Consider the following 20433-nt stretch of genomic DNA (forward strand, 5'->3'; position numbering starts at 1 on the left):
GCGAGCGCGCGGGAGCACGGTTCCCGGGGCTGCGCGGAATTCGGGTCGCGCGACGGCGAGGCGGCGTGTTATGTTCGCCGCGTGATCAAAGTTGACCATCAGCCGTCATTACTCACCGTCCGAGGCGTGACCAAGTCCTTCGCCGGCGTCCGCGCCCTGCGCGGTGTCGATCTCGACATCGTCGCTGGAGAGGTGCACTGCGTGCTGGGTCAGAACGGCGCGGGCAAGTCCACCCTCATCAAGACGCTCGCGGGAGTCCACCGTCCCGACGAGGGCGCGATCGTGTGGCTCGGCGAGAACGTCGAGATCGCCGACCCCGACGCGGCCATCGAACTCGGCATCGCGACGATGTACCAGGAGCTCGACGTCGTCGACGGTCTCACCATCGCAGAGAACATCTTCCTCGGGCACGAGCTCGCGCGCGGCGGCTTCACGCAGCGCGCGGAAGCCGCCCGGCAGACCCGAGAGCTGCTGCGCCGGCTCGGCCATGCCAACTTGTCGCCGAACACCGAGGTCGGCTCCCTCAGTGCCGCCAACAAGCAGATCGTCAGCATGGCGCGCGCGCTGTCACACGACATCAGGCTGATCATCATGGACGAGCCCTCGGCCGTGCTCGACACCGAAGAGGTCAAGAACCTGTTCGCGGTCGTCCGCGAGCTCACCGCCGCGGGCATCGCCGTCGTCTACATCACGCACCGCCTCGAGGAGATCCGGGAGATCGGCGACCGCATCACCGTCCTGAAGGACGGGCGCACGACCGCCGTCGGCCTCTCCGCCGCCGACACCCCGAAGGCCGAACTCATCCGGCTCATGACGGGGCGCGAGGTCGCCAACGTCTTCCCCGCGCGTGTCCCCGTGGCATCCGATGCCCCCGTGGTGCTCGACGTCCAGGGCCTCGGACTCGACGGGGTCTTCTCCGACGTGTCGTTCTCGGTACGCGCCGGTGAGGTGGTGGGGCTCGCGGGGCTCGTCGGCTCGGGTCGATCCGAGATCCTCGAGACGGTCTACGGAGCACGACGCTCCAGCACGGGTTCGGTGCGCGTGCGTGACAAGGTGCTGCCGCGCGGATCCGTCCGTGCCGCCGTCGGGGCCGGGATCGGGCTGTCGCCCGAGGAACGCAAGAGCCAGGGCCTCGTGCTCGACGAGCCGATCTTCGTCAACATCGCCCTCGCCTCGATGAAGCGCTTCGCCAAGGGCGGGTTCCTCGACGACCGCGCCGCCCGCACGGTCGCTCGCGAACAGATCGACGCCTTCGAGTTGCGCCCCGCCGACCCCGATCGCCCCGCCCGCACCCTCTCCGGCGGCAACCAGCAGAAGATCCTGCTCGCCCGCTGGCTCGTCCACGGCACCGAGGTGCTCCTGCTCGACGAACCCACCCGAGGTGTCGACGTCGGCGCCCGCGCCGAGATCTACGCCCTCATCCGCGATCTCGCCGCCGCCGGCAACGCCGTCGTCGTCGTCTCGAGCGAGATCGAAGAGGTGCTCGGCCTCGCCGATGTCGTCCTCGTCGTCGCCGACGGTCGCATCCTGAGCACCCTCCCCTCCCACCAGATCGACGAGCACGGTGTGCTCGACCTCGTCATGAAAGGATCCGCCGCGTGAGCGAGCCGACCACCCCGACCCGTGCACGCACGGTCCCCACCGAGACCGGCGTCGTCGCGGCCTCGGCTCCAGCGCCCGCCTGGCGTCGCTTCCTCTCCGGCTCGGCCGGTCGCAACATCGGCCTCGTCGTCGCGCTGCTGGTGATCGTGATCGTCGGCGCCGTCACCGCGCCCGGGTCGTTCACGAGCGTCGACAACCTGCTCGTCGTCCTCCGCCAGGCGTCGATCATCGGCGTCATCAGCATCGGGATGACCCTCGTGATCATCGCGGGCGGCATCGACCTGTCGGTCGGCTCGGTCATGGGCCTCGCCTCCGTGGTCGCGACCCTCGCCGCCGTGCAGGATCTCGCCGACAACCTGCACTGGAGCATCATGGTCGTCATCGCCCTGGCGGTGGGCGTGGGCGCAGGCCTCATCAACGGCATCGTCATCGCCTACGGCAACGTCGTGGCCTTCATGGCCACGCTCGCCATGCTCGTGGGTGCGCGCGGTCTCGCCGAGATCCTGGCCGAGCGTCGGACGCTCGTCGTAGAGGACCGCGGCTTCATCACCTTCATGAACGCCGACATCCTCGGTGTCGACATCCTCATCTGGATCTTCGCCATCGTGGCGGCCCTCGGCTGGGTACTGCTGAACCGCACCACCTTCGGGCGCCGCACCGTGGCCGTCGGCGGCAACCGCGAAGCTGCGCGCCTGGCGGGCATCGACGTGCGTCGGCATACGATGTGGCTGTACGCGATCACAGGTTTGTGCGCCGGCATCGCCGCCGTCATGATCCTCGGCCGCACGACGGCGGGCACCTCGACCCACGGTCAGCTGTACGAGTTGGATGCCATCGCCGCGGTCGTCGTGGGCGGCACGCTCCTCGTCGGCGGACGTGGCACGATCACCGGAACGGTGTTCGGCGTCCTCATCTTCGCGACGTTGTCGAACGTATTCATTCAGAACAATCTCTCGTCTTCCGTCCAGGCTGTGGCGAAAGGTGTCATCATCGTGGTCGCGGTGCTCCTGCAGCAGCGCTTCTCCCGTCCTCCGGGACGGGGCTGACGACCCCTTGTGCCGACGGCGGCTGCGTGATTCGCGTAGTCGCCGTCGGTATGTGGATGGAATGCATTGCTACTAATGGTGTACTGAGGGCGTGAAGAGGATGACGACAGATTCCGTGCAGTCGGTCAACGGCGTGAGCCAGTTGTTCCAGCTGCTGCGAGACGGCGTACCGCGTACGCGAGCGGAGCTGGCCAAGTCGACCGGCCTCGCCCGATCGACGGTCGCCGTGCGCGTCGACGAGCTCATGCGCATGGGCCTCATCACCCCCGTCGCCGACGCCGTGTCCACCGGCGGGCGACCTCCGTCGCAGTTCGCGATCAATCCCGCGGCCAAGGTCGTCATCGCCGTCGATCTCGGTGCTTCGCACGCGACCGTCGCGATCGCCGACCTCACCGGCAAGGTGCTGAGCGAACGCACCGGCGACATCGACATCGCCACGGGCCCCGAGCCCGTGCTCACCTGGCTCGTCGAGACCGCGACGTCGCTGCTCTCCGAGTCGGGTCGTTCCCCCTCCGACGTGGCCGCCATGGGCATCGGCGTCCCCGGTCCCGTCGAGCACTCCACCGGTCAGCCGGTGAACCCCCCGATCATGCCCGGCTGGGATCGTTTCGACATCCCCGGCTGGATCTATCAGCACATGCCGGTTCCCGTCCTCGTCGACAACGACGTCAACATCATGGCGCTCGGTGAACGCAGCATCGCCTGGCCCGCCGTCGACCACTTCATGTTCGTCAAGGTCGCCACCGGCATCGGCACCGGCATCATCTCCGACGGTCATCTGCAGCGCGGGGCCCAGGGCATCGCCGGCGACATCGGTCACGTGCAGGTCGCGCGCGGAGCCGACATCCCCTGCCAGTGCGGCAATCGCGGGTGCCTCGAGGCCTTGGCATCCGGTCCCGCGATCGCCCGCGCTTTGCGCGCGCAGGGGATCGATGCGCACACCGGCTCCGACGTGGTCGACCTCGTCAAGCGCGGCAACATCGATGCGATCCAGGCCGTGCGCCAGGCGGGTCGCGACATCGGCGAGGTGCTCACCACCTGCGTGAGCCTGATGAACCCCTCGGTGATCGCGATCGGCGGGTCCATGGCCCGCGTGGGCGAGCACCTCATCGCGGGCGTCCGCGAGGTCGTCTACACGCGCTCCACGCCGCTGGCCACCGAGTACCTCTCGATCGTGCAGTCCGTCGCCGCCGAGAAGGCCGCCGTGATCGGCGCGAGCATGCTCGCTGTCGAGCACGCCCTCGCCCCCGAGTCGCTGAACGCCGCCTTCCTCCGCGCCTGACCCGCTTCGGCCCGGGAGGCCGGAGGTACATCGCGCGTGCACACCTCCGGCAGATGGGCGGGCTCTGCGCCCCTGGCGGCCACGGCAGCGCGATGTGCAGGAGTCGTGGATCCGACCGGGAGTTCCCGCCGGGCGGCTGACCGCTGCGCCACGCCACGCCACGGCGGTGACGCGTGCCCAACTCCTGCGGATGGGCGGGTTGTACGTCCCCGGAGGTCAGGGTCGCGCGATGTGCAGGAGCTGTGCGCCCGAGCGGGGGTTCCCGGCCCGGCGGGCGGCTGGTCAGCCGGTCCGGTGCGGACGACGGCGGATCCTTCGCCTGACACACCGATTCCGGATGCCGGGACCCCGGCATGCCGCGATCCCCCCGCCCAGAGGGGCGGTGCCTGCTGCGTCGCCCGTCCCTCCCGTGGCATGACGCAGGACATCTGCGGGAGGCGCGCCTCCTGCCGGGCGAAGACGCCCCGACCGGGGCGATGTTCCTGCGATGTGGACGAGGCGGGGCGGGCCGGGGCCCGGGCCGGGGCCAGCGCGCCCGACCGACGGCACGAAGAACGCCCGCCGTGCGTGAGCACGGCGGGCGTCGTCGATCGCTCGCGGCGCGGAGTGTCCCTCTCCACGCCGCGAGCGGGTCTCAGGGCGACCGGCGGGAGGCGCGGGACGAGGCGGGGGCGGGAGCTTCGGCGGCGGCCTCGGCGTCGGACGCGACACCGGCGGCCACGGGCTCGCGCTCGGCGGGCGCCCCCGATGCGGCATCCGGCCACGCGGCATCCGGGCCCTCGGTATCCGCTCGCGCGGCGGCCACGGCGGCGGCGATCTCCCGGGCGTGTGCGGCTCGACGGCGGCGGGCGGCGACGATGCGCCAGGCCACGAGCAGGGCGATCACGGCGAGGATCGCGAGTGCCGTCCACGGCACGGCGGCCGTGGTGGCCGTGCCCTTCGAGACGAGGGGGTCGAGGGTCGACGGCTCTGCGCCGGCCAGCGTGCGCGAGACGACCTGCGAGGTGGCCGTGACATCCGCCGACAGCAGCACGAGGGGGACGATGCCCGCGACCTCGACCGTGCGCTCCAGCGAGCTCCCGGGGAGCAGCTCGGGGGCGTCGTCGGTCGCGGTCACGCGCGCCCAGCCGAAGGGCCCGCCGAGGGCGACCTCGGCGTCCGGGTCGAGGCGCGTGTTGCCGGTGTTGGTGAGGGTGTAGCCCACCGTCGCGGATCCCGTCTCGGCGGGGTTAGCGGTGCCGTGGTAGTCGACGACGACGTCGCTGATCGCGAGGGCGGGCGCGAGCTCGCCCTGCACGCGGAGGTGCACACGAGAGCCCAGACGGCGCTCCGTGATGGTGCCGTTGTCGGCGGTCACGAGCATGGACGCCACGATGCCGGCCGCGTAATCGCCCGGGGCGGCGTCGGCGGGCACGGCGACGGTGAAGGGGACCTCGGCGCTCGCGCCGCTGTCGAGGGTGAGCTCGGGAGACGCGATCGAGACCCAGCTGCCGAGGTCGGTGGACTCCACGCCGCCGGCGAGGATGTCGAGCGCTCCGTCGTCGGTGAGGAAGCCGTCGGCGGCGTAGACGCGCAGGGTGATCGGCTGGGGGCTGCGGTTGGCGACGTACAGGGCGTCGCCGACCGTGCCGCCGGGCATCAGGTCGTAGGCGTAGTTGGGCCGGTCGCGCCCTTGCGCGGTGTCGGCGGGCTTGACGCTCCACGTGACCGTGGTGTCGGGGGAGGGGGCGGCGGCCGCGGAGGCGGCGAGCGGGCTCCCCAGCATCAGAGCGAGGCCGGTGATGAACGACAGGAGCAATCGGAGCGGACGGGGAGTGGTCTTCGCCTGGGACATGGCGTGGCTTTCGTGTAGAGGGGGTCCCGCCGGGGCCGCGCGCTCGAGGGGCGCGGCCCCGACGGGGTGGGGGTCAGCTGAGGGCGGTCAGCGTCACGGTCGCGGTGTAGGTGCCGCGGGGGGTCTCGAGCGGGAGCTTGAGATCCAGGTCGGCGCCCACGAGCGAGCTGCCTCGCTCATGGCCGTCGTTCGCCTGCGCGAGGGTGCGGGCGACCGAGAGGCCCTGGCCGCTGTCGAAGCCCGAGGGCACGGGAGCCCCGGCGACGGCGCCGCCCTGCGTCTCGAGGACCTCGGGCGTCCAACCGAGATACTTGCTGGACACCTCCTGGCCGTCGGCGGCGAAGTTCGACACCTGCGCGGTCAGAGACCACCCGGGGTTTCCGGCTCGGGTGTCCTGCACGCGGATCGGTACGATCTCGCCCGCCGCTGCGTAGTGGTCGAGGTTCTCGGTCGCCACCCCGAGGTCGACGAGGCGCGAGGTGCCCTCGATCGACCATGTGAGCTCGCCCGAACCCTGGCCGGGGACGGTGACCGCGATCGACTGGTCGCCCGCGGGAGGGGCGGTCGGAGCCTCACCCGTGTAGTCGCCGGTGGTCGAGCCAGCGCGCACTCCCGCTCCGAACGCCGCCGCCGGAGAGTTCCCGTCGAGCGCGAGAGCGCCGTACACGGTGGTGTTCGCCACACGCAGGTTCGCGGTGTTCCCGGTGAGCGAGAGGCCCCCGCCGATCGAGTTGGCGAACGCGTCGGAGCCGCCGTCGGCCGTCGCACCGATCAGCACGTCGCGCGAGCTGCCACTCACCGTGACGTCGCCCTTGACGACGGCGCCGGTCATCGACACGCCCCAGTTCGAGCCGTCGATCGACACGTCGGCACCGACCGACGAGCGCACGACGTCGACGTAGGTGGCCTGCTGTGTCAGCAGCGAGCCCGAGATCGCACTGTCGACGACCTCCACGTCGATGCCGCCGGCTTCCACCGAGCCGCCGACCTTCAGGTCGTTGACGTAGAGGAAGCCAACGGTGGTGTCGGCGGAGTACGCGCTGACGTCGCCGGCCACGCTCGTGCCGTCGAGGGAGACGCCGTACGCGTCGGTGGCGATGACGTCTCCGGTGACCGTGACCGAGGTGGCATCCAGCCATCCGCCGGCCTCGACGACGATATCGCCCTCGACGGTCGCGCCGCCGAGGACGCAGTCCGCGCCTCCCGGGACGACGAGGTTGCCCGAGACGGCCTGGCTGCCGAGGTCGTCGGTGCAGGTGAGATCGGCCGCGTACGCGGGGACGGCGACCACGCTACCTCCGACGACGAGGAGTCCGACGGTGGTCAGTTTCGTGATTCTGTTCATCAGTTCTTCCTCGTCGCTCAGCCGCGCAGGGCTGCGATGTTGTCGTAGCTGCGGTCGGCGTTCGCGAGCGAGTTCCCGGGGTTCACCGGCACCGAGGAGGCGTTGTCCTGCTCGAACATGCCGAAGCGCTGACCGCGGTCGCGCAGCTGCGACAGGAACGCCGTGTAATCGATGTTCCCCGCGCCGAACTCGACGATGTCGTAGCCGTTGGCGCTGTTCGGGTTGAGCTTGCCGTCCTTGAGGTGCAGGATCGGGAACCGTCGAGGGTCGCGCTTGACGTAGTCGATCGGCTCGAACCCGGGGTAGAGGAACTTGCCGACGTGCGCCCAGTAGACGTCCATCTCGAAGAAGACCGTCTCGGGGTTGAGGTTGTCCCAGTACAGGTCGTACACGCGCTCCTTGGTGTCGGTCGTGAAGCCCCATTCCTGCGCGTGATTGTGCAGGTAGAGCTTGATGCCCGCGGCCCGACCCTTCTCGCCCATCTGGTTCCACGTGCCGATGGCCTGCATCCATGGGTCCTTGGCGAGCGGTCCGCCGTAGCCTCCCGCGATGGGCCCACCCTGGCCCAGGTGCGGCATGCCCAGCACATGTGCGATCTCGAGCTGCTGGTCGATGTTGGCCGGGGTGAGGTTGACGTGCGCGCCGGTCGCGCGCAGACCGTTGTCGTCGAGCAGCTGGCGGATCTCCTGCGGCGTGATGGCACCGACCGAGCCCTGGGTGTACCCCGCGAACTCGATCTCGGAGTAGCCGATACGGGCCAGCTCTTCGAACACCGCACGGAAGCCCAGCGAGCTGACCTTGTCGCGGACGGTGAAGAGCTGGATGCCGATGCGGTTGACGGGGACGAGACGCTTCCCGGCGCTGACCGGGGGAGCGGCCGCCGCGGCGCGGGCGCCGAAGGCGGTGGACGCCGAGGCGGCGGTGGGCATGGCGGCGGCGCCGATGCCGATGGCGACGGATGATGCTGCCAGGGCCTTGAGCAGGGTGCGCCGGCTCATGGGCCGATCGGGCACCGTGGGGTGCGCGTGGTCGTGGTGGTGACTCATGACTCTCCTTCGAGGTGGGTCCGCCCCGGGGCCGGGGACGACCGTGAGGGTGGTGGGGGCCGCGATGCGCGACCCCCACCGGGTGTTACTTCTTGACGATCAGGCTTGTGCTGCCGCTGCTCTTCGCGATCCCGGTCGAACCGGTGTACGACGCCTGCACCTGGTAGGTGCCCTCCATGCTGAGCTTGGGCAGGGTCACCTGGACGGTGCCGTCGGCGCCGAGCGTGCCGGTGACGGTGGCGACGATCGCGTTGTTGCGACGGATCGTCACCGTGGCGTCACCGGTCGTGACGATGCCCGTCGACGAAGCCACCTGGACCGTGGCGGTGGCCGCCACGGCGGGCTTGACCGGCGTCGGCGAGACGGCGACCGAGGTCGTCGACTTCGCCTGCGAGACCGTGAGGCGACCGATGCCGGCCGACCCCTTGAAGGTCTCGTCGGCTCCGTAGGTGGCCCGCAGGGTGTGCGTGCCGACCGGGAGGTCCGCCGGGAGGGCGACGACGGCGTTGCCGTCGGCGTCCAGGGTCGCGCGACCGAGCTCGGTGTCGCCGACCGTGAGCACGACCTCCCCCGTGGGGGCGCCGCCCTCTCCGCGCACCGACACCGTCACGTCGCCCGGGGCGCCGTAGGTGACGCGCGGGGAGCCGAGCGAGACGAGCGTGCGGGTGTCGACCGTCGGCTCGTTCGGAGCGTCGAGGTCGATCGTGAACGACACCGAACCGAGCTCCGACACGTTGCCACCGGTGTCGGTGGCGCGGTAGCGGATGTCGTAGGCGCCGTCCTGATCGAACGTCACCCCGTACTGCTGGTTTGCCGCCAGGTTCGCCCAGGTCGCGCCGTTGTCACGCGAGTACTGGACGCTCGCGAGCGTGCCGTTGTCGGCGGCCTGCACCGAGAAGCGGACCGGCTCGTTGAACACGCCGCCGACGCCCGTCGGGGTGGCGGGGGCCAGCGTGTGCGCGACGGTGGGGGGCATGACGTCTCCGACGCCGTCGCCGACCATGGTCAGCGCGTCGACGGCCAGCTCGTCGGCCGAGGTGACGTAGAGCGCTCCGGTGCCCTCGGGGGCCTCGAACGGGATCTCGACATCCTGCCAGCCGGCGCCCGCGGGGATGGTGGCGGTCGCGAAGGGCTCGGCGTCGGCCGCTCCCCACCGCAGCTCGACCTCGCCCGCGCCGCTGGCGCGGACCACGGCCCCGTCGATCCCGGCGAAGTTCACCGGGTCGAAGGCGAGGTGGTCGCCCGCTCCCAGGCCGCGGATGGCGTTGCCGCCCGAGGCGTCGGCGTCGGCGTAGACGGTGACGCCCTCGCGACGGATCGCGTGCTCGGCCTGCTGCAGCTTCGGGTTCAGGCGAACGGTCGCCTCACCCGTGGCCGCCGGCAGTCCGTTGGCGCCCGCGTCGGTGTAGGTGACCACGACCGCGCCGTAGAGCAGGGCACCGGGGCCGTGCTCGGGCGAGTTCGGGTCGGTGCGGAAGACACCCGTGCACCCCGTGCCCGAGACCTCGGGGTGGGCGTGCTCGTCGTGGCCCAGACCGTAGGTCCAGCTGACCCGCGAGCATTCCGTGGCGTCGCCGTCCTCGGCATCCGTCGTCGTGACCTGGAACGGGATTGCCTGACCCCAGTCGAAGAACGCGCCGTCGCCGGGGAAGGCGACGGTCACCTCGGGCGCCTGGTTGCCGACCGAGATCGTGCGCGAGGTCAGACCGAAGCGTCCGCCCGGGTCGGACACGCGCAGACGGGCGCTGTAGTTGCCCAGCTCGGTGTAGGTGTACGACGTGGTCGCGCCGGTCGCATCGTAGGAGCCGTCGCCGTCGAAGTCCCACTCGTAGGTGAGGGCGTCTCCGTCGGGGTCGGTCGAGGTCGACGCGTCGAACTCGACGGTCAGGGGAGCCTGCGACGACGAGGTGGGAGTCGCGGTGAAACGCGCCTGGGGCGACTTGTTCCCGGCGACGTAGTCGATGCGGTAAAGACCGGCATCGGGGTTCGCGCGGAAGAAGCCGTCACCGTAGTCGAGCACGTACATCGAGCCGTCGGGCCCGATCTCCATGTCCATGGGGTTGTCGTGCGGCGGCTGGCCGAGGGTGCTCAGCGCCGCGTTCGGCAGGAAGTCCTCGATGTCGGTGACCTCGAAGGCGTTCCAGTCGAGCGTGAACGCGGCGACGTAGTCCTGCGAGAATTCGCCCATGAAGGCCTTGCGATCCCAGTGCTGCGGGAGCTTCGTGGGCGAGGGGTTGGTCTCGTCGTAGTGGTAGACGGGTCCGCCCATGGGGCCCTGGCCGTTGCCGGCCCCGAAGTTCACCAGTTCGTCCCACGGCTGGTCGCCGGGGTTGTCGCCATACCAGAGGGTCGCGGGCTGCGCGGGGGGAAGGTCGGTGAGACCGGTGTTCCACCGCGACTCGTTCTTGAGGTTCTGCGGGTCGAAGAAGGCCCCCGGCGTCGCCGTGGCGAAGTCCCAGTCGTTGTACGCCCGGTTGTCGGCGTGCACGTAGGGCCAGCCGGCGTTCTGCGGTTCGTCGAGGCTGATCGCGTTCCACTCCACCAGACCCATGGGTCCGCGACCCGCGGTCTCGGCGACGGCCTTCGTCGCGTCGGGGCCGTAATCGCCCCACGAGAGGGAGTTGGTCTCGATGTCCACCTCGATGCGGAACGGGTTGCGCACGCCCATCACGAAGATCTCGGGGCGGGTGAGCTCGGTCCCCGGAGCGAAGAGGTTGCCGTCGGGGATCGTGTACGTGCCGTCGTCCTCGACGTGGATGCGCAGGATCTTGCCGCGCAGATCGTTGGTGTTGCCGGCGCCGCGGCGCGAGTCGAAGCCGGGGTTGTAGCCCGGGGCATCGTTGTTGGGCGCGAAGCCGTTGGCTCCCGGGGTGGATGCCGGGGTGTTGTCGCCCGTGCTCAGGTAGAGGTTTCCGTCGCCGTCGAAGCCGATGTCGGCACCGACGTGGCAGCACTGGCCGCGCTGGACCTCGACGTCGAGGACGACCTGCTCGCTCGCGAGGTCGAGGGCATCGCCGTTCCATTGGAAGCGGGCGAGGCGGTTCACGCCGACCCACTGGTCCCAGTAGGACTCGTCGGCTCCCGCGGGGAGGGTGTTGGGGGAGTTCCCCGCCGGGGTGTCGGCCACGCCGTCGCCGTCCGCATCGCGCGGGGAGTACACGAGGTAGACCCAGTTGTTCTCGGCGAAGTCCGGGTCGAGGGCGACCGTCTGCAGGCCGTCCTCGGAGTTGGCGTAGACGTCGAGTGTGTTGGTGACGCGCGTGACGCCGGTCGCGGGATCGGTCAGGCGCACGTCGCCATTGCGGGCGGTGTGCAAAACGCGCTTGTCGGGGAGGACGGCGAGGTCGATGGGCTCGCCCACATCCTTGGTGAGCAGCACCCGCTCGTAATTGCTCCAGTCGAGCGCGCCGCCGTCTTCGCCGGTGTCGCCGGGGTCGGGGGTGCCGGGGTCGGTGGGGTCGCCGTGGTCGCCCCCGGGGTCTGTGGTGCCGTGGTCGTGCCCCTCATGCGCGAAGGCGGGGACGGGTGCGGCGGCGATGGCGCCCAGGCCCAGCGCGGTGGCCGCGAGGACCGCCGTCAACCGGGACCGGACGACCGGATGCCGAGAAGTAGAGTTCATCGTGAAACAGCTCCTGTGAATGCGTTCGAGTTGTTTTCACCGGGTCGTCACACAGTCGGTCTCAACGACTGATCGTGACGGCCCGGGCTCTTCGTGCGGTGGCGGTCAGCCACGCGCCGTGTGTGCTCCTTACTCTTCGTCGAGTGGGAGGGGTCGCCGATCACCGCCTCTCAGGGGCGGTTCGTGGGGCGAGCCTCGGGGGGATGAGGTGTCCGATTGTGGGGGACGTCGCTCGTCGTCATCCTGACGGACGTTTTTCCATAGGTCAATCAAAAGTTGCGTAACAACCGCACGACAAAGGTGCGCTCGACGTGGACCTTGTGGTTTTGGTTCGTCGCGGGCTACCATCGCCGCACGGTGCGTTCCGCGCCGATCCCCACCGTCGGCGAAGGCGCCGACATGGCCGAGGAGGCCTCGTGCTCCATGGACTGACCGGATGGCATCTGCTGATCGTCCTGGCGGTGGTCGTGCTCCTCTTCGGGGCCGCGAAACTGCCGGCGCTGGCTCAGAGCGTGGGCAAGTCGGCCCGGCTGTTCAAGGGCGAGCTGAAGGCCATGAAGGACGACGACACGGCGACGCTCGCGGAATCGGCCGCGCCGGCCGTTCCCGACGCACGCGTCTCGGCGGTCATCGCCGACCCGCCCCCGACCCGCTGACCCGCCGCGTTCCGATGGTCGGCCCCCGCTGCACCTGAGCGCAGGAGGAGCCCGTGTTCTTCGGCCTCACCATCGAGAAGATGATCCTCATCGGCGTCCTCGCGGCGCTCATCATCGGTCCGGAGCGACTTCCCGCCGCGGCGGAATCGCTGCGGCATGCCCTCCTCCGCGTGCGCGGCCTCGCGAAGACCGCCCAGGAGCGCGTGCGCGACGAGCTCGGCCCCGAGGTCGCCGATGTCGACTGGCAGCGACTCGACCCGCGCCAGTACGACCCGCGCCGCATCATCAGGGAGGCACTGCTCGCCGATCCGGAGCCGCCCGTCGCGCCGCGCGCCGCTCCGGCGGACGTCGACGCCCCCACCCCCGTCGCCGCTCGTCAGACCGAGCCGGGGTCCGAGGAACCCTCGGTCGCCCGAGCCGACACCGACCGCAACGCCGACGACACGCGCCGTACCGCCGCGTAGGCGAGGGCATCGGGGCGGGCCAGTGCGTCGACGTGGCGCACCATGGCGAGATCGGCGAGGGGGCGGAGGACGAGCCCGTCGACCGCGAGCGGGGCCGTCGTGGTCCGGGGCAGGACGGCGACCGCCGCGCCCGCGCGCACGATCTCGGCCGCCACCGAGAACTCGTTGATGCGATGGGCGACGTCGAGAGAGCTCCCGACGTGCGCCGACAGGTGATCGAGGACCCCGGCGAGGGGGAAGCCGACGTGCACCGACACCCATCTCTCGTCGACGAGGTCGGACGCGCGCAGCTCGGCGCGTCGAGCGAGCGGGTGGTCCGCGGGGAGCGCGATGTCGAGAGGCTCTTCGAGCAGCGGCACCGTCACCACGCGGTCCGCCGGCCACGGCTCGTCGTGGGCGAGGCGGTGGGCGATGACGAGGTCGTGGTCGGCGGTCAGCCCGGGGAAGTCGCGGTGCGCGACGTCGGCGTCGGTGAAGCGCAGGGGCACCGAGCCGTCGAGTTCGCGCAAGAGGGGCCCGAAGAGCGTGAGGGCGGCGCTGTGGAAGGCCGAGACGCGCACGGGGCGGTCACTCGCGTCGAGGAAAGCGCCGACGGCCTCGCGTGCGCCGACGAGGGCCTCGTCGACCCGCGTTCCCGCCGCGGCGAGGGCTTCGCCGGCCGGCGTGAGCGCGAGTGCCCGCCCGCGGCGACGGGTGAGGGGAACGGGGACGTGGGCCTGGAGAGCGGCCAGCTGCTGCGACACCGCGGAGGCCGAGACATGTTGCGCCGCCGCGACGGCCGCCACACTCCCCCGATCGCGGAGTTCGCGCAATACGCGCAGGTGAGCGGGATCCATAAGTCATAACTTACGTGATCGTGAAGAGCATGCCTCTTGCTCTTCCGGGTCGTCGCGGATGATCGTGGAAGAGTGACCCGCCGCGCTCCCGAACTCCTCGTCGACATCCTCCTCATCGCCGTCGCCGCGGTGTGGGGGGCGAGCTTTCTCGCCGCGAAAGAACTGGTCGCCGAGACGGGGATCGCCCCCGGCGTGGCCCTGCGCTTCCTCATCGCCGCGATCGCCCTCGGCATCCTGTGCCTCCTGCGCAGGGAGCGGATGCCGCGCGGCCGCGGTCTCGTGATCGCCGCGCTCCTCGGCTGCTCGCAAGCGGCGGTGATCGGGCTCGAGACCGCGGGCGTGCACCTGACCTCGGCGACCAACGCGGGCCTGCTCATCAGTCTCGCCCTCGTCTTCACCCCGGTGCTGGAGAGCCTCGCGTCGCGCTCATGGCTGCCGCGGTCGTACTTCATCGCGGCCGTGGCCGCGGTCGCCGGGGTCGCCCTGCTCGTCTCGGGCGGGGGTCTGAGGGCCCCCAACCCCGGTGATGCCCTCGTCATCGCCGCGGCGGTCGTCCGCGCCGTGCACGTCACCGCGAGCGGGCGCCTCACCCGCGGGCGAGAGGACAGCACCCTCGGGGTCGTGTTCGTGCAGCTCGCCGTGTGCGCTCTCGCGTCGACGGCCGTGGCCGGGGCCGATCTTCCGCCCGCGGTGGCGGGGCTCTCGGCATCCGGCTGGGTCGACGTGATCTTCCTCGGCCTGCTGTGCTCGGTGTTCGCCTTCGTGGTTCAGCTCTGGGCGGTGCGGCGCACCTCGGCGACGCGCGCGAGCATCTTGATGGGCACCGAGCCGGTCTGGGCTCTGGCCGTGGGCGTGGCGATCGGGGGTGAAGCCGTCGGTCTCCCGGGACTCGCCGGCGCCGCGCTGATCGTCGCCGCCTCCTATGCGGGTCAGGCGGTCGAGCGCCGCCACCGCCGCTCGCTCGATCAGGCGAGCGGCGGTATCGACGGGAGAGCGGTCAGCTCCGGTCCGCTGCCGGTCGACGCCACCGCGCCCACACCGTCGCCGTGAGTCCCGCTACCACCAACGCGACGGCCAGGAGGGCGGAGGCGATCCCGCCTCCGGTGACGGGCAGGTCGCCGCCGGGGGATCCGGGGCCGACGCCGGGCGGCGGGGAGCAGTCGACGGCGCAGGTGGCGGTCGGCAGGGGAGTGATCTCGACGGTGAGACCCACGCCGTCGTCGGCGCTCATGCGGCCTCCACCGCCTCGCGCCGGCCCTCTTCGCGGGCGCGCTCGACGAGATCGTCGACGCGCCGGCGGGAACGACGGCGCCCGGACACGACGGCCGCGACGATGAGGGCGATGCCGACGGCGGCGGCGAGGTGCACCCAGGGAACCGCCCACACCGTCACGCTGCGCGTCACGGGGTCCGCGGTGAGCGTCGAGTCGGGCACCGCGGCATCCACCCTCACGTCCTTCATCAACACGAAGAGCGGCCACGCGGGCTGTGCCGCGGAGCGCACGTCCCGGGATTCTCCGGGCAGCAGGACTCCGCGCTCCGTCGTGCTCGCCTCCACCGCGTCGCTCACGACGAGGGCGGTGTTCCCGGTGTTCTCCGCTGTGTAGGCGTAGGTGATCGACCCCGGCGCGAAGAGGTTCCACGACGGCGTGTATTCCGCACGGACCTCGCCGACGCCCACCGACGGGGCGAGCCGCCCCGTCACCCGGGCCGACACGCGGAAGCCGACGCGACTGTCGACGCCCACCCTCGTTCCGTCCCCTCCCGTGGAGGTGGACCGAACGGATGCCGAGACCCCGGCCGCGTGGTCACCGGGGGTGGCGTTCTGCGGCACGGCGATCTCGAACGACACCACCCGCGTCTCGTTCGGCGCGAGCGTGACCGTCGGTTCGACCGTGATCCAGGTACCGGCGTCGGTCGAGGTGCGGTCGGCCGGGAGCATCGTGAAGCGCCCCGTCTCGGTGTAATAGCCGTCTGCGGCGCTCAAGGCGAAGGTCGCCTCGCGCTCGCTGTAGTTCTTCACGGCGAGGTGCTCGGTGACGCGTTGACCCGGGTCGAGCTCGACCTGCATCACGCGGCGGCCGTCCGGCCCCGTGGCCGAGGCCGGGGTGACCGACCAGGTGACCGCGGAGTCCGTGGCGTCGTCGGCCAGGGCGGGCGGTGCCGCCGCGAGGGCGATCGCGGCCACGAAAACACCCGCCATGCCGGCGAACGCTCCGCGCGCGCGCGTCACCCTCATCTCTGTGCTCACCCCTCGAGCAGGGTCAGGGTGATCGTGGCCGAGTACGCGCCGGGTTCCACGGTGGCCGGCGTTTTCAGCAGCAGGTCGGCGGTGGCGGAGTACGAACCGCCGGCGGCGTCCGCGGCGCTGTCGACGTTGGCGAGGAGCTCGGCGTCGACGAAGCCGCCTGTGCCGGGGTCGACGTCGTCTCCGGGGGCGACCACCTGCGATCCGCCTGCGGGGTTGCCCGAGACGATGTCGGGGTACCAGCCGAAGCTGTCCGCCGAAGAGATCGCCGGCTGGCCAGCGCTGCCGGTGAAGTCGCTGATCGCTCCCATGACGTACCAGAACGATTCCGGGTCGACGTTCTCGGCGAGGCGGGTGTCGGTGACGGTGACCGTCGGCAGGGTGCCCGCGAAGGTGCGGTCGGTGCCCGACGCCTCGCCTTCGGTCAGCGTGGTCGCATCGTCCGCGACGGTGAGGGCGAGCACGCCGGGCTCCGCCGCGGGGGCGATCTCGACCTGCACGTCGACGCTGTCCTCGTCGGCGGCGAAGGCGGTGCCGCTGCCCGCGGCGGCGAGGATGCCGACCCCGAGGGTGGCGAAACCGATGCGGGCCGACAGGCCGCGACGGGAGGTGAGGGACATGGGTGCTCCGTTCTTCCACCGTGGGCCGGTGGAGTCGTCGGCGGGCGCCGGCGGGTGGTCGGGACGACCGGCGAGGCGCCGATCGGCGAACGAGGGATGCCGTCGTTTCGGGCGGGCGCGGCGGACTCGGGGGAGCCTCGTGGCGGCGCTGTCACGGGTCGGTTCTGCGGGTTCGTTGCGACAGTAGTGTGACTTCGGAGAGGCGTCAAGCAAAAGGTGACTGATCTCCGATGGCTTGATTTTCTCGCGATTTGTGCGTCTTGACCGGCTTGTCTTCCGCGGATTGCGACGCGCAACGAGATTGCAAGAGGGGTGACGCCCCCTCATCCAAGCAGTTCTTAACGCAAATTAGTCATGTTTTGTAGACGTATCGACAAAAGACTTCTACAGTGACCACGGTCGAGGGCGACTTGCGCGAACCGAGCGGTCGACGCCGCCCGCGCCGCTGATCCGAAGGAGCAATGATGCCCGTACCCGCTGTCTTGTCCGGCCCCCGCCGGCGCAGCACCCGTGTCGCGAGGACTCTCGCGGCCGGTCTCCTGGGCGGAGCACTCGTGGCCACAGGAGCGATCCTGCCCGCCAGTGCCGCCGTCGCCCCCGCCGTCAACACCCCGGTGGACCTGCCCAAGCAAGAACCGGGTGTGACGCTTCGCACCTACTCCACCCCGCCCCTCACCGAGCTCTGCACGCTCAAGTCGGGACAGACCCCGAACGTCGACAAGCTCATGTCGACGATCGACTGGCGCACCGACGAGCAGTTCGGTGCGGGCGACAATTTCATCACGCACGCCCTGGCCAACCTCACCGTCAGCACGCCGGGCCAGTACGCCTTCCGCCTGACGAGCGACGACGGTTCGCGCCTCACCCTCGACGGCACGCAGCTGATCGACAACGACGGTCTCCACGGAGCGGAATCCGTCGAGGGCACCGTCACCCTCGACGTGGGAGTCCACGACCTTTTCGTCGAGATGTTCGAGGCCACCAACGGCCAGCAGCTCACCGTCGAATGGAAGGTCCCCGGCTCCTCGAGCTTCACCGTCATTCCCGACAGCGTGCTCAGCACCGAGGCGGGTGTCGTGCGCGTCACCGCCCCCGGCACGAAGTACTGCGAGGGCAGCAGCGACTCCGCCGGAGACGGTCTGCGCCTGGATGCCGTGAACCCGAACTACACGCTGGTGAACCTGCGCCCCGAAGGCTTCACGCCGAAGGTCTCGGGTCTGGCCTTCCTCGGCAACGGCGATCTCGCCGTGCTGACCACCGGCTCGGTCAACTCCGGCGGATGGGACACCTCGACCCCCGGCAAGGTCTTCGTCCTGAAGGGTGCCCAGGCAGCCGACGGACCCGAGGACGTCACCGTCGTCGAGGCGGCCGGTGGTCTTCTCAACCCGATGGGCATCGACGTCATCGACGACAAGATCTACGTCTCGGAGCGCTACCAGCTCACCGAGCTCAGTGACACGAACGGCGACGGCTCGTACGAGACGAAGCGCAAGGTCGCCGAGTACCCCTCGGGCAACAACTTCCACGAGTTCGCCTTCGGCCTGATCCACGACGAGAAGAACTTCTACGTCAACCTCTCGGTCGCGATCGACAACGGCGGGGCCACCACCAACCCGCAGCCGGCGAAGAACCGCGGTACGTCGGTCAAGATCGACCGCACCACCGGGGCGATCAGCTACGTCGCCGGCGGTCTGCGCACCCCCAACGGCGTGGCCTTCGGTCCCGAGAACGAACTCTTCGCGATGGACAACCAGGGTGCCTGGCTGCCCGCGAACAAGCTCGTCAACGTCAAACAGGACCGCTTCTTCAACCACTACACGAACCCCGCGGGCCCGTTCGATCAGAACCCCGTCACCCCTCCCGTCGTGTGGATCCCGCAGAACGAGATCGGCAACTCGCCGAGCACGCCCATCATGCTGAAGGACGGTCCCTTCGCGGGGCAGATGATGTTCGGCGACGTCACCTACGGCGGCCTCCAGCGCGCCTTCCTCGAGAAGGTCGACGGCGAGTTCCAGGGCGCGGTCTTCCGCCACTCCGCGGGCTTCGAGGTCGGCGTCAACCGCGTCATCGAAGGCCCCGACAAGTCGCTGTACATCGGCGGCACCGGAGAGGGCGGCAACTGGGGCGAGGCGGGCAAGCTCACCTACGGCCTGCAGAAGCTCGTTCCGAACACCACGCAGAACGCCTTCGACATGAAATCCATGAAGGTCGTCGAGGGCGGATTCGAGATCGAGTACACCCAACCCCTGTCCGACGAGACGGTGGCGAACCTCGCCTCGGCGTACCGCGCCGAGCAGTGGCGCTACCTGCCCACCTCCACCTATGGCGGCCCCAAGGTCGACGAGGAGATCCTCTCGCTCACCGACGCGACGGCATCCGCCGATCGCAAGACGGTCACGGTCTCGTTCGACGGTCTCAAGCAGGGCCGCGTCGTCCACCTGCGCTCGCCGCAGCCCTTCGCCGCATCCAGCGGCGACAAGCTGTGGAGCACCGAGGCCTGGTACACGCTGAACTCGCTGCCGGGCTACGTCTCGCCGGCCGACCAGGGCTGGTACGAGGCCGAGGAGGCCCGCCTGATCGGTGGCGCCAAGTTCGACACCGAGCACAGCGGCTACTCCGGGGCCGGTTTCGCCGGCGGCATGTGGCAGGCGGGATCCGCGTTCGAGTTCACGGTGGACGCCGAGACCGCGGGCACCGTTCCGGTCTCCGTGCGCTATTCCAACGGCCCGAACCCCGCACCCGGCTCCAAGGACGTGAACCTCTACGTCAACGGCCAGAACCTGGGGAAGTGGGAGTTCGCCTCCACCGGCGACTGGAAGACCTGGGCGACGATCACGCGCGAGATGCCGCTGGTCGCCGGGGCGAACACCATCGCGCTGAAGTACGAGTCCGGCAACAAGGGCAACATCAACGTCGACGTCCTGTCGATCGGCACCGCCGACATCTGCGCCCCGGCGCAGGTCGAAGACAGCTACCGCCCGCTCTTCGACGGCACGCTCGAGAGCCTGAACGCCGGGTGGCGCATGGCCGGACCGGGCGGCTTCGGTCGACAGAACGACTGCAGCATCCGCGGCGAAGGCGGCATGGGCCTGCTCTGGCACAAGGCGCAGGAGTTGAACGAGTACAGCCTCAAGCTGGACTGGAAGCTCATCGCCGATCACAACGGCGGCGTCTTCGTCGGGTTCCCCGACCCGAAGAACGACCCGTGGGTCGCGGTCAACCAGGGCTACGAGATCCAGATCGACGCGTCCGACGCCGCCGATCGCACCACCGGTGCGATCTACACCTTCCAGGGTGCGGATGCCGACGCGGTGAAGGCCTCACTCAAGCCCGTCGGTCAGTGGAACGCGTACGAGATCGTCGTGAAGGGGCAGACCATCAAGATCTTCCTCAACGGCACGCTGGTGAACGACTTCACCAGCACCGATCCCGCTCGCGACCTCTCGCAGGGCTTCATCGGCTTGCAGAACCACGGCGGTGGGGAGGCGGTGTCGTACCGCAACGTCCGCGTCAAGGACATCGACGAGCCGGCGCCCCTCGCGGTGACCGCCTCGGCCGAGGTCAAGTGCCTGGCCAAGAAGGCGTCGGTGACGGCCCGCGCGACCAATACCGACACGGTGCCGGTCGACGTGACGCTCACGACGGCGTGGGGCGAGCGGGTCATCCCGGCCGTCCAGCCCGGGGCAACGGTGTTCCACACCTTCACCACCCGCGCCGCGTCCGTCCCCGCGGGCGAGGCGACGGTGACCGCGACCGGCGACGGTCGCACCGGCGGGGCCACAGCCTCGTACGCAGCCAAGAGCTGCGGCTGATCCCCCTGGCGCCCCCGGCGGCGG

The 20433-nt window shown here is 70.4% G+C and carries 15 protein-coding genes; 7 read left to right on the top strand and 8 right to left on the bottom strand.

Translation table 11 applies throughout. From position 1 onward, the window contains the following. Positions 1-126 precede the first annotated feature (126 nt). From ABXS86_RS12500 to ABXS86_RS12510, 3 genes are all read left to right on the top strand, one after another. Positions 127-1602: a sugar ABC transporter ATP-binding protein gene (locus tag ABXS86_RS12500; protein ID WP_353664683.1), complete on the top strand. Its 1476-nt coding sequence runs from the start codon at positions 127-129 to the stop codon at positions 1600-1602. Next, a complete protein-coding gene (locus tag ABXS86_RS12505) occupies positions 1599-2648 on the top strand; it encodes an ABC transporter permease (protein WP_353664684.1) in 1050 nt (349 codons plus the stop codon). The genes ABXS86_RS12500 and ABXS86_RS12505 overlap by 4 nt, the downstream gene beginning before the upstream one ends. Before the next feature lie 100 nt (positions 2649-2748). Then, on the top strand, positions 2749-3930 hold the full coding sequence (locus tag ABXS86_RS12510; RefSeq protein ID WP_353664685.1) for an ROK family transcriptional regulator: 1182 nt from the start codon (positions 2749-2751) through the stop codon (positions 3928-3930). A 634-nt stretch (positions 3931-4564) separates the two neighbouring features. Here the strand turns inward: ABXS86_RS12510 and ABXS86_RS12515 are convergent. The 4 genes from ABXS86_RS12515 to ABXS86_RS12530 all read right to left on the bottom strand — a co-directional run bounded on the left by ABXS86_RS12515 (position 4565) and on the right by ABXS86_RS12530 (position 11774). After that, complete coding sequence (locus ABXS86_RS12515; protein ID WP_353664686.1) at positions 4565-5764, bottom strand: DUF916 domain-containing protein; 1200 nt, start codon at positions 5762-5764, stop codon at positions 4565-4567. A 73-nt stretch (positions 5765-5837) separates the two neighbouring features. Continuing rightward, positions 5838-7109: a hypothetical protein gene (locus ABXS86_RS12520; protein WP_353664687.1), complete on the bottom strand. Its 1272-nt coding sequence runs from the start codon at positions 7107-7109 to the stop codon at positions 5838-5840. Positions 7110-7126: 17 nt separating this feature from the next. Further along, positions 7127-8155, bottom strand: coding sequence for a sugar phosphate isomerase/epimerase family protein (locus ABXS86_RS12525; RefSeq protein WP_353664688.1), 1029 nt, complete (start codon positions 8153-8155; stop codon positions 7127-7129). Between the two features lie 85 nt (positions 8156-8240). After that, positions 8241-11774, bottom strand: coding sequence for a PQQ-dependent sugar dehydrogenase (locus ABXS86_RS12530; RefSeq protein WP_353664689.1), 3534 nt, complete (start codon positions 11772-11774; stop codon positions 8241-8243). 416 nt (positions 11775-12190) lie between these two features. Here ABXS86_RS12530 and tatA point away from each other — a divergent pair, with 416 nt between their 5' ends. Beyond that, complete coding sequence (tatA, locus tag ABXS86_RS12535) at positions 12191-12430, top strand: twin-arginine translocase TatA/TatE family subunit (RefSeq protein WP_353664690.1); 240 nt, start codon at positions 12191-12193, stop codon at positions 12428-12430. Positions 12431-12483: 53 nt separating this feature from the next. Beyond that, positions 12484-12894: a Sec-independent protein translocase TatB gene (locus ABXS86_RS12540; RefSeq protein WP_353664691.1), complete on the top strand. Its 411-nt coding sequence runs from the start codon at positions 12484-12486 to the stop codon at positions 12892-12894. Here the strand turns inward: ABXS86_RS12540 and ABXS86_RS12545 are convergent. After that, positions 12807-13730 carry a LysR family transcriptional regulator gene (locus ABXS86_RS12545; RefSeq protein WP_353664692.1) on the bottom strand — a complete coding sequence of 308 codons (924 nt, stop codon included), beginning with the start codon at positions 13728-13730 and terminating at the stop codon, positions 12807-12809. The genes ABXS86_RS12540 and ABXS86_RS12545 overlap by 88 nt on opposite strands. A 72-nt stretch (positions 13731-13802) precedes the next feature. Here ABXS86_RS12545 and ABXS86_RS12550 point away from each other — a divergent pair, with 72 nt between their 5' ends. Further along, positions 13803-14780: a DMT family transporter gene (locus tag ABXS86_RS12550; RefSeq protein ID WP_353664693.1), complete on the top strand. Its 978-nt coding sequence runs from the start codon at positions 13803-13805 to the stop codon at positions 14778-14780. Here the strand turns inward: ABXS86_RS12550 and ABXS86_RS12555 are convergent. Genes ABXS86_RS12555 through ABXS86_RS12565 form a run of 3 tightly spaced genes read right to left on the bottom strand, consistent with a single transcriptional unit; the run spans position 14728 to position 16597 of the window. Then, positions 14728-14961, bottom strand: a complete 234-nt coding sequence (locus tag ABXS86_RS12555) for a hypothetical protein (RefSeq protein ID WP_353664694.1) — start codon at positions 14959-14961, stop codon at positions 14728-14730. The genes ABXS86_RS12550 and ABXS86_RS12555 overlap by 53 nt on opposite strands. Beyond that, positions 14958-15962: a WxL protein peptidoglycan domain-containing protein gene (locus tag ABXS86_RS12560; RefSeq protein ID WP_353664695.1), complete on the bottom strand. Its 1005-nt coding sequence runs from the start codon at positions 15960-15962 to the stop codon at positions 14958-14960. Before ABXS86_RS12560 ends, ABXS86_RS12555 begins: the two co-directional genes overlap by 4 nt. 14 nt (positions 15963-15976) lie before the next feature. Beyond that, entirely contained in the window at positions 15977-16597 is a 621-nt protein-coding gene (locus tag ABXS86_RS12565) for a hypothetical protein (RefSeq protein ID WP_353664696.1), read from the bottom strand. Positions 16598-17061: 464 nt separating this feature from the next. Here ABXS86_RS12565 and ABXS86_RS12570 point away from each other — a divergent pair, with 464 nt between their 5' ends. Continuing rightward, positions 17062-20409 carry a family 16 glycoside hydrolase gene (locus ABXS86_RS12570; protein WP_353664697.1) on the top strand — a complete coding sequence of 1116 codons (3348 nt, stop codon included), beginning with the start codon at positions 17062-17064 and terminating at the stop codon, positions 20407-20409. Positions 20410-20433: the final 24 nt, after the last annotated feature.

Source organism: Microbacterium sp. che218 (assembly GCF_040436305.1).
Lineage (GTDB): Bacteria > Actinomycetota > Actinomycetes > Actinomycetales > Microbacteriaceae > Microbacterium > Microbacterium algihabitans.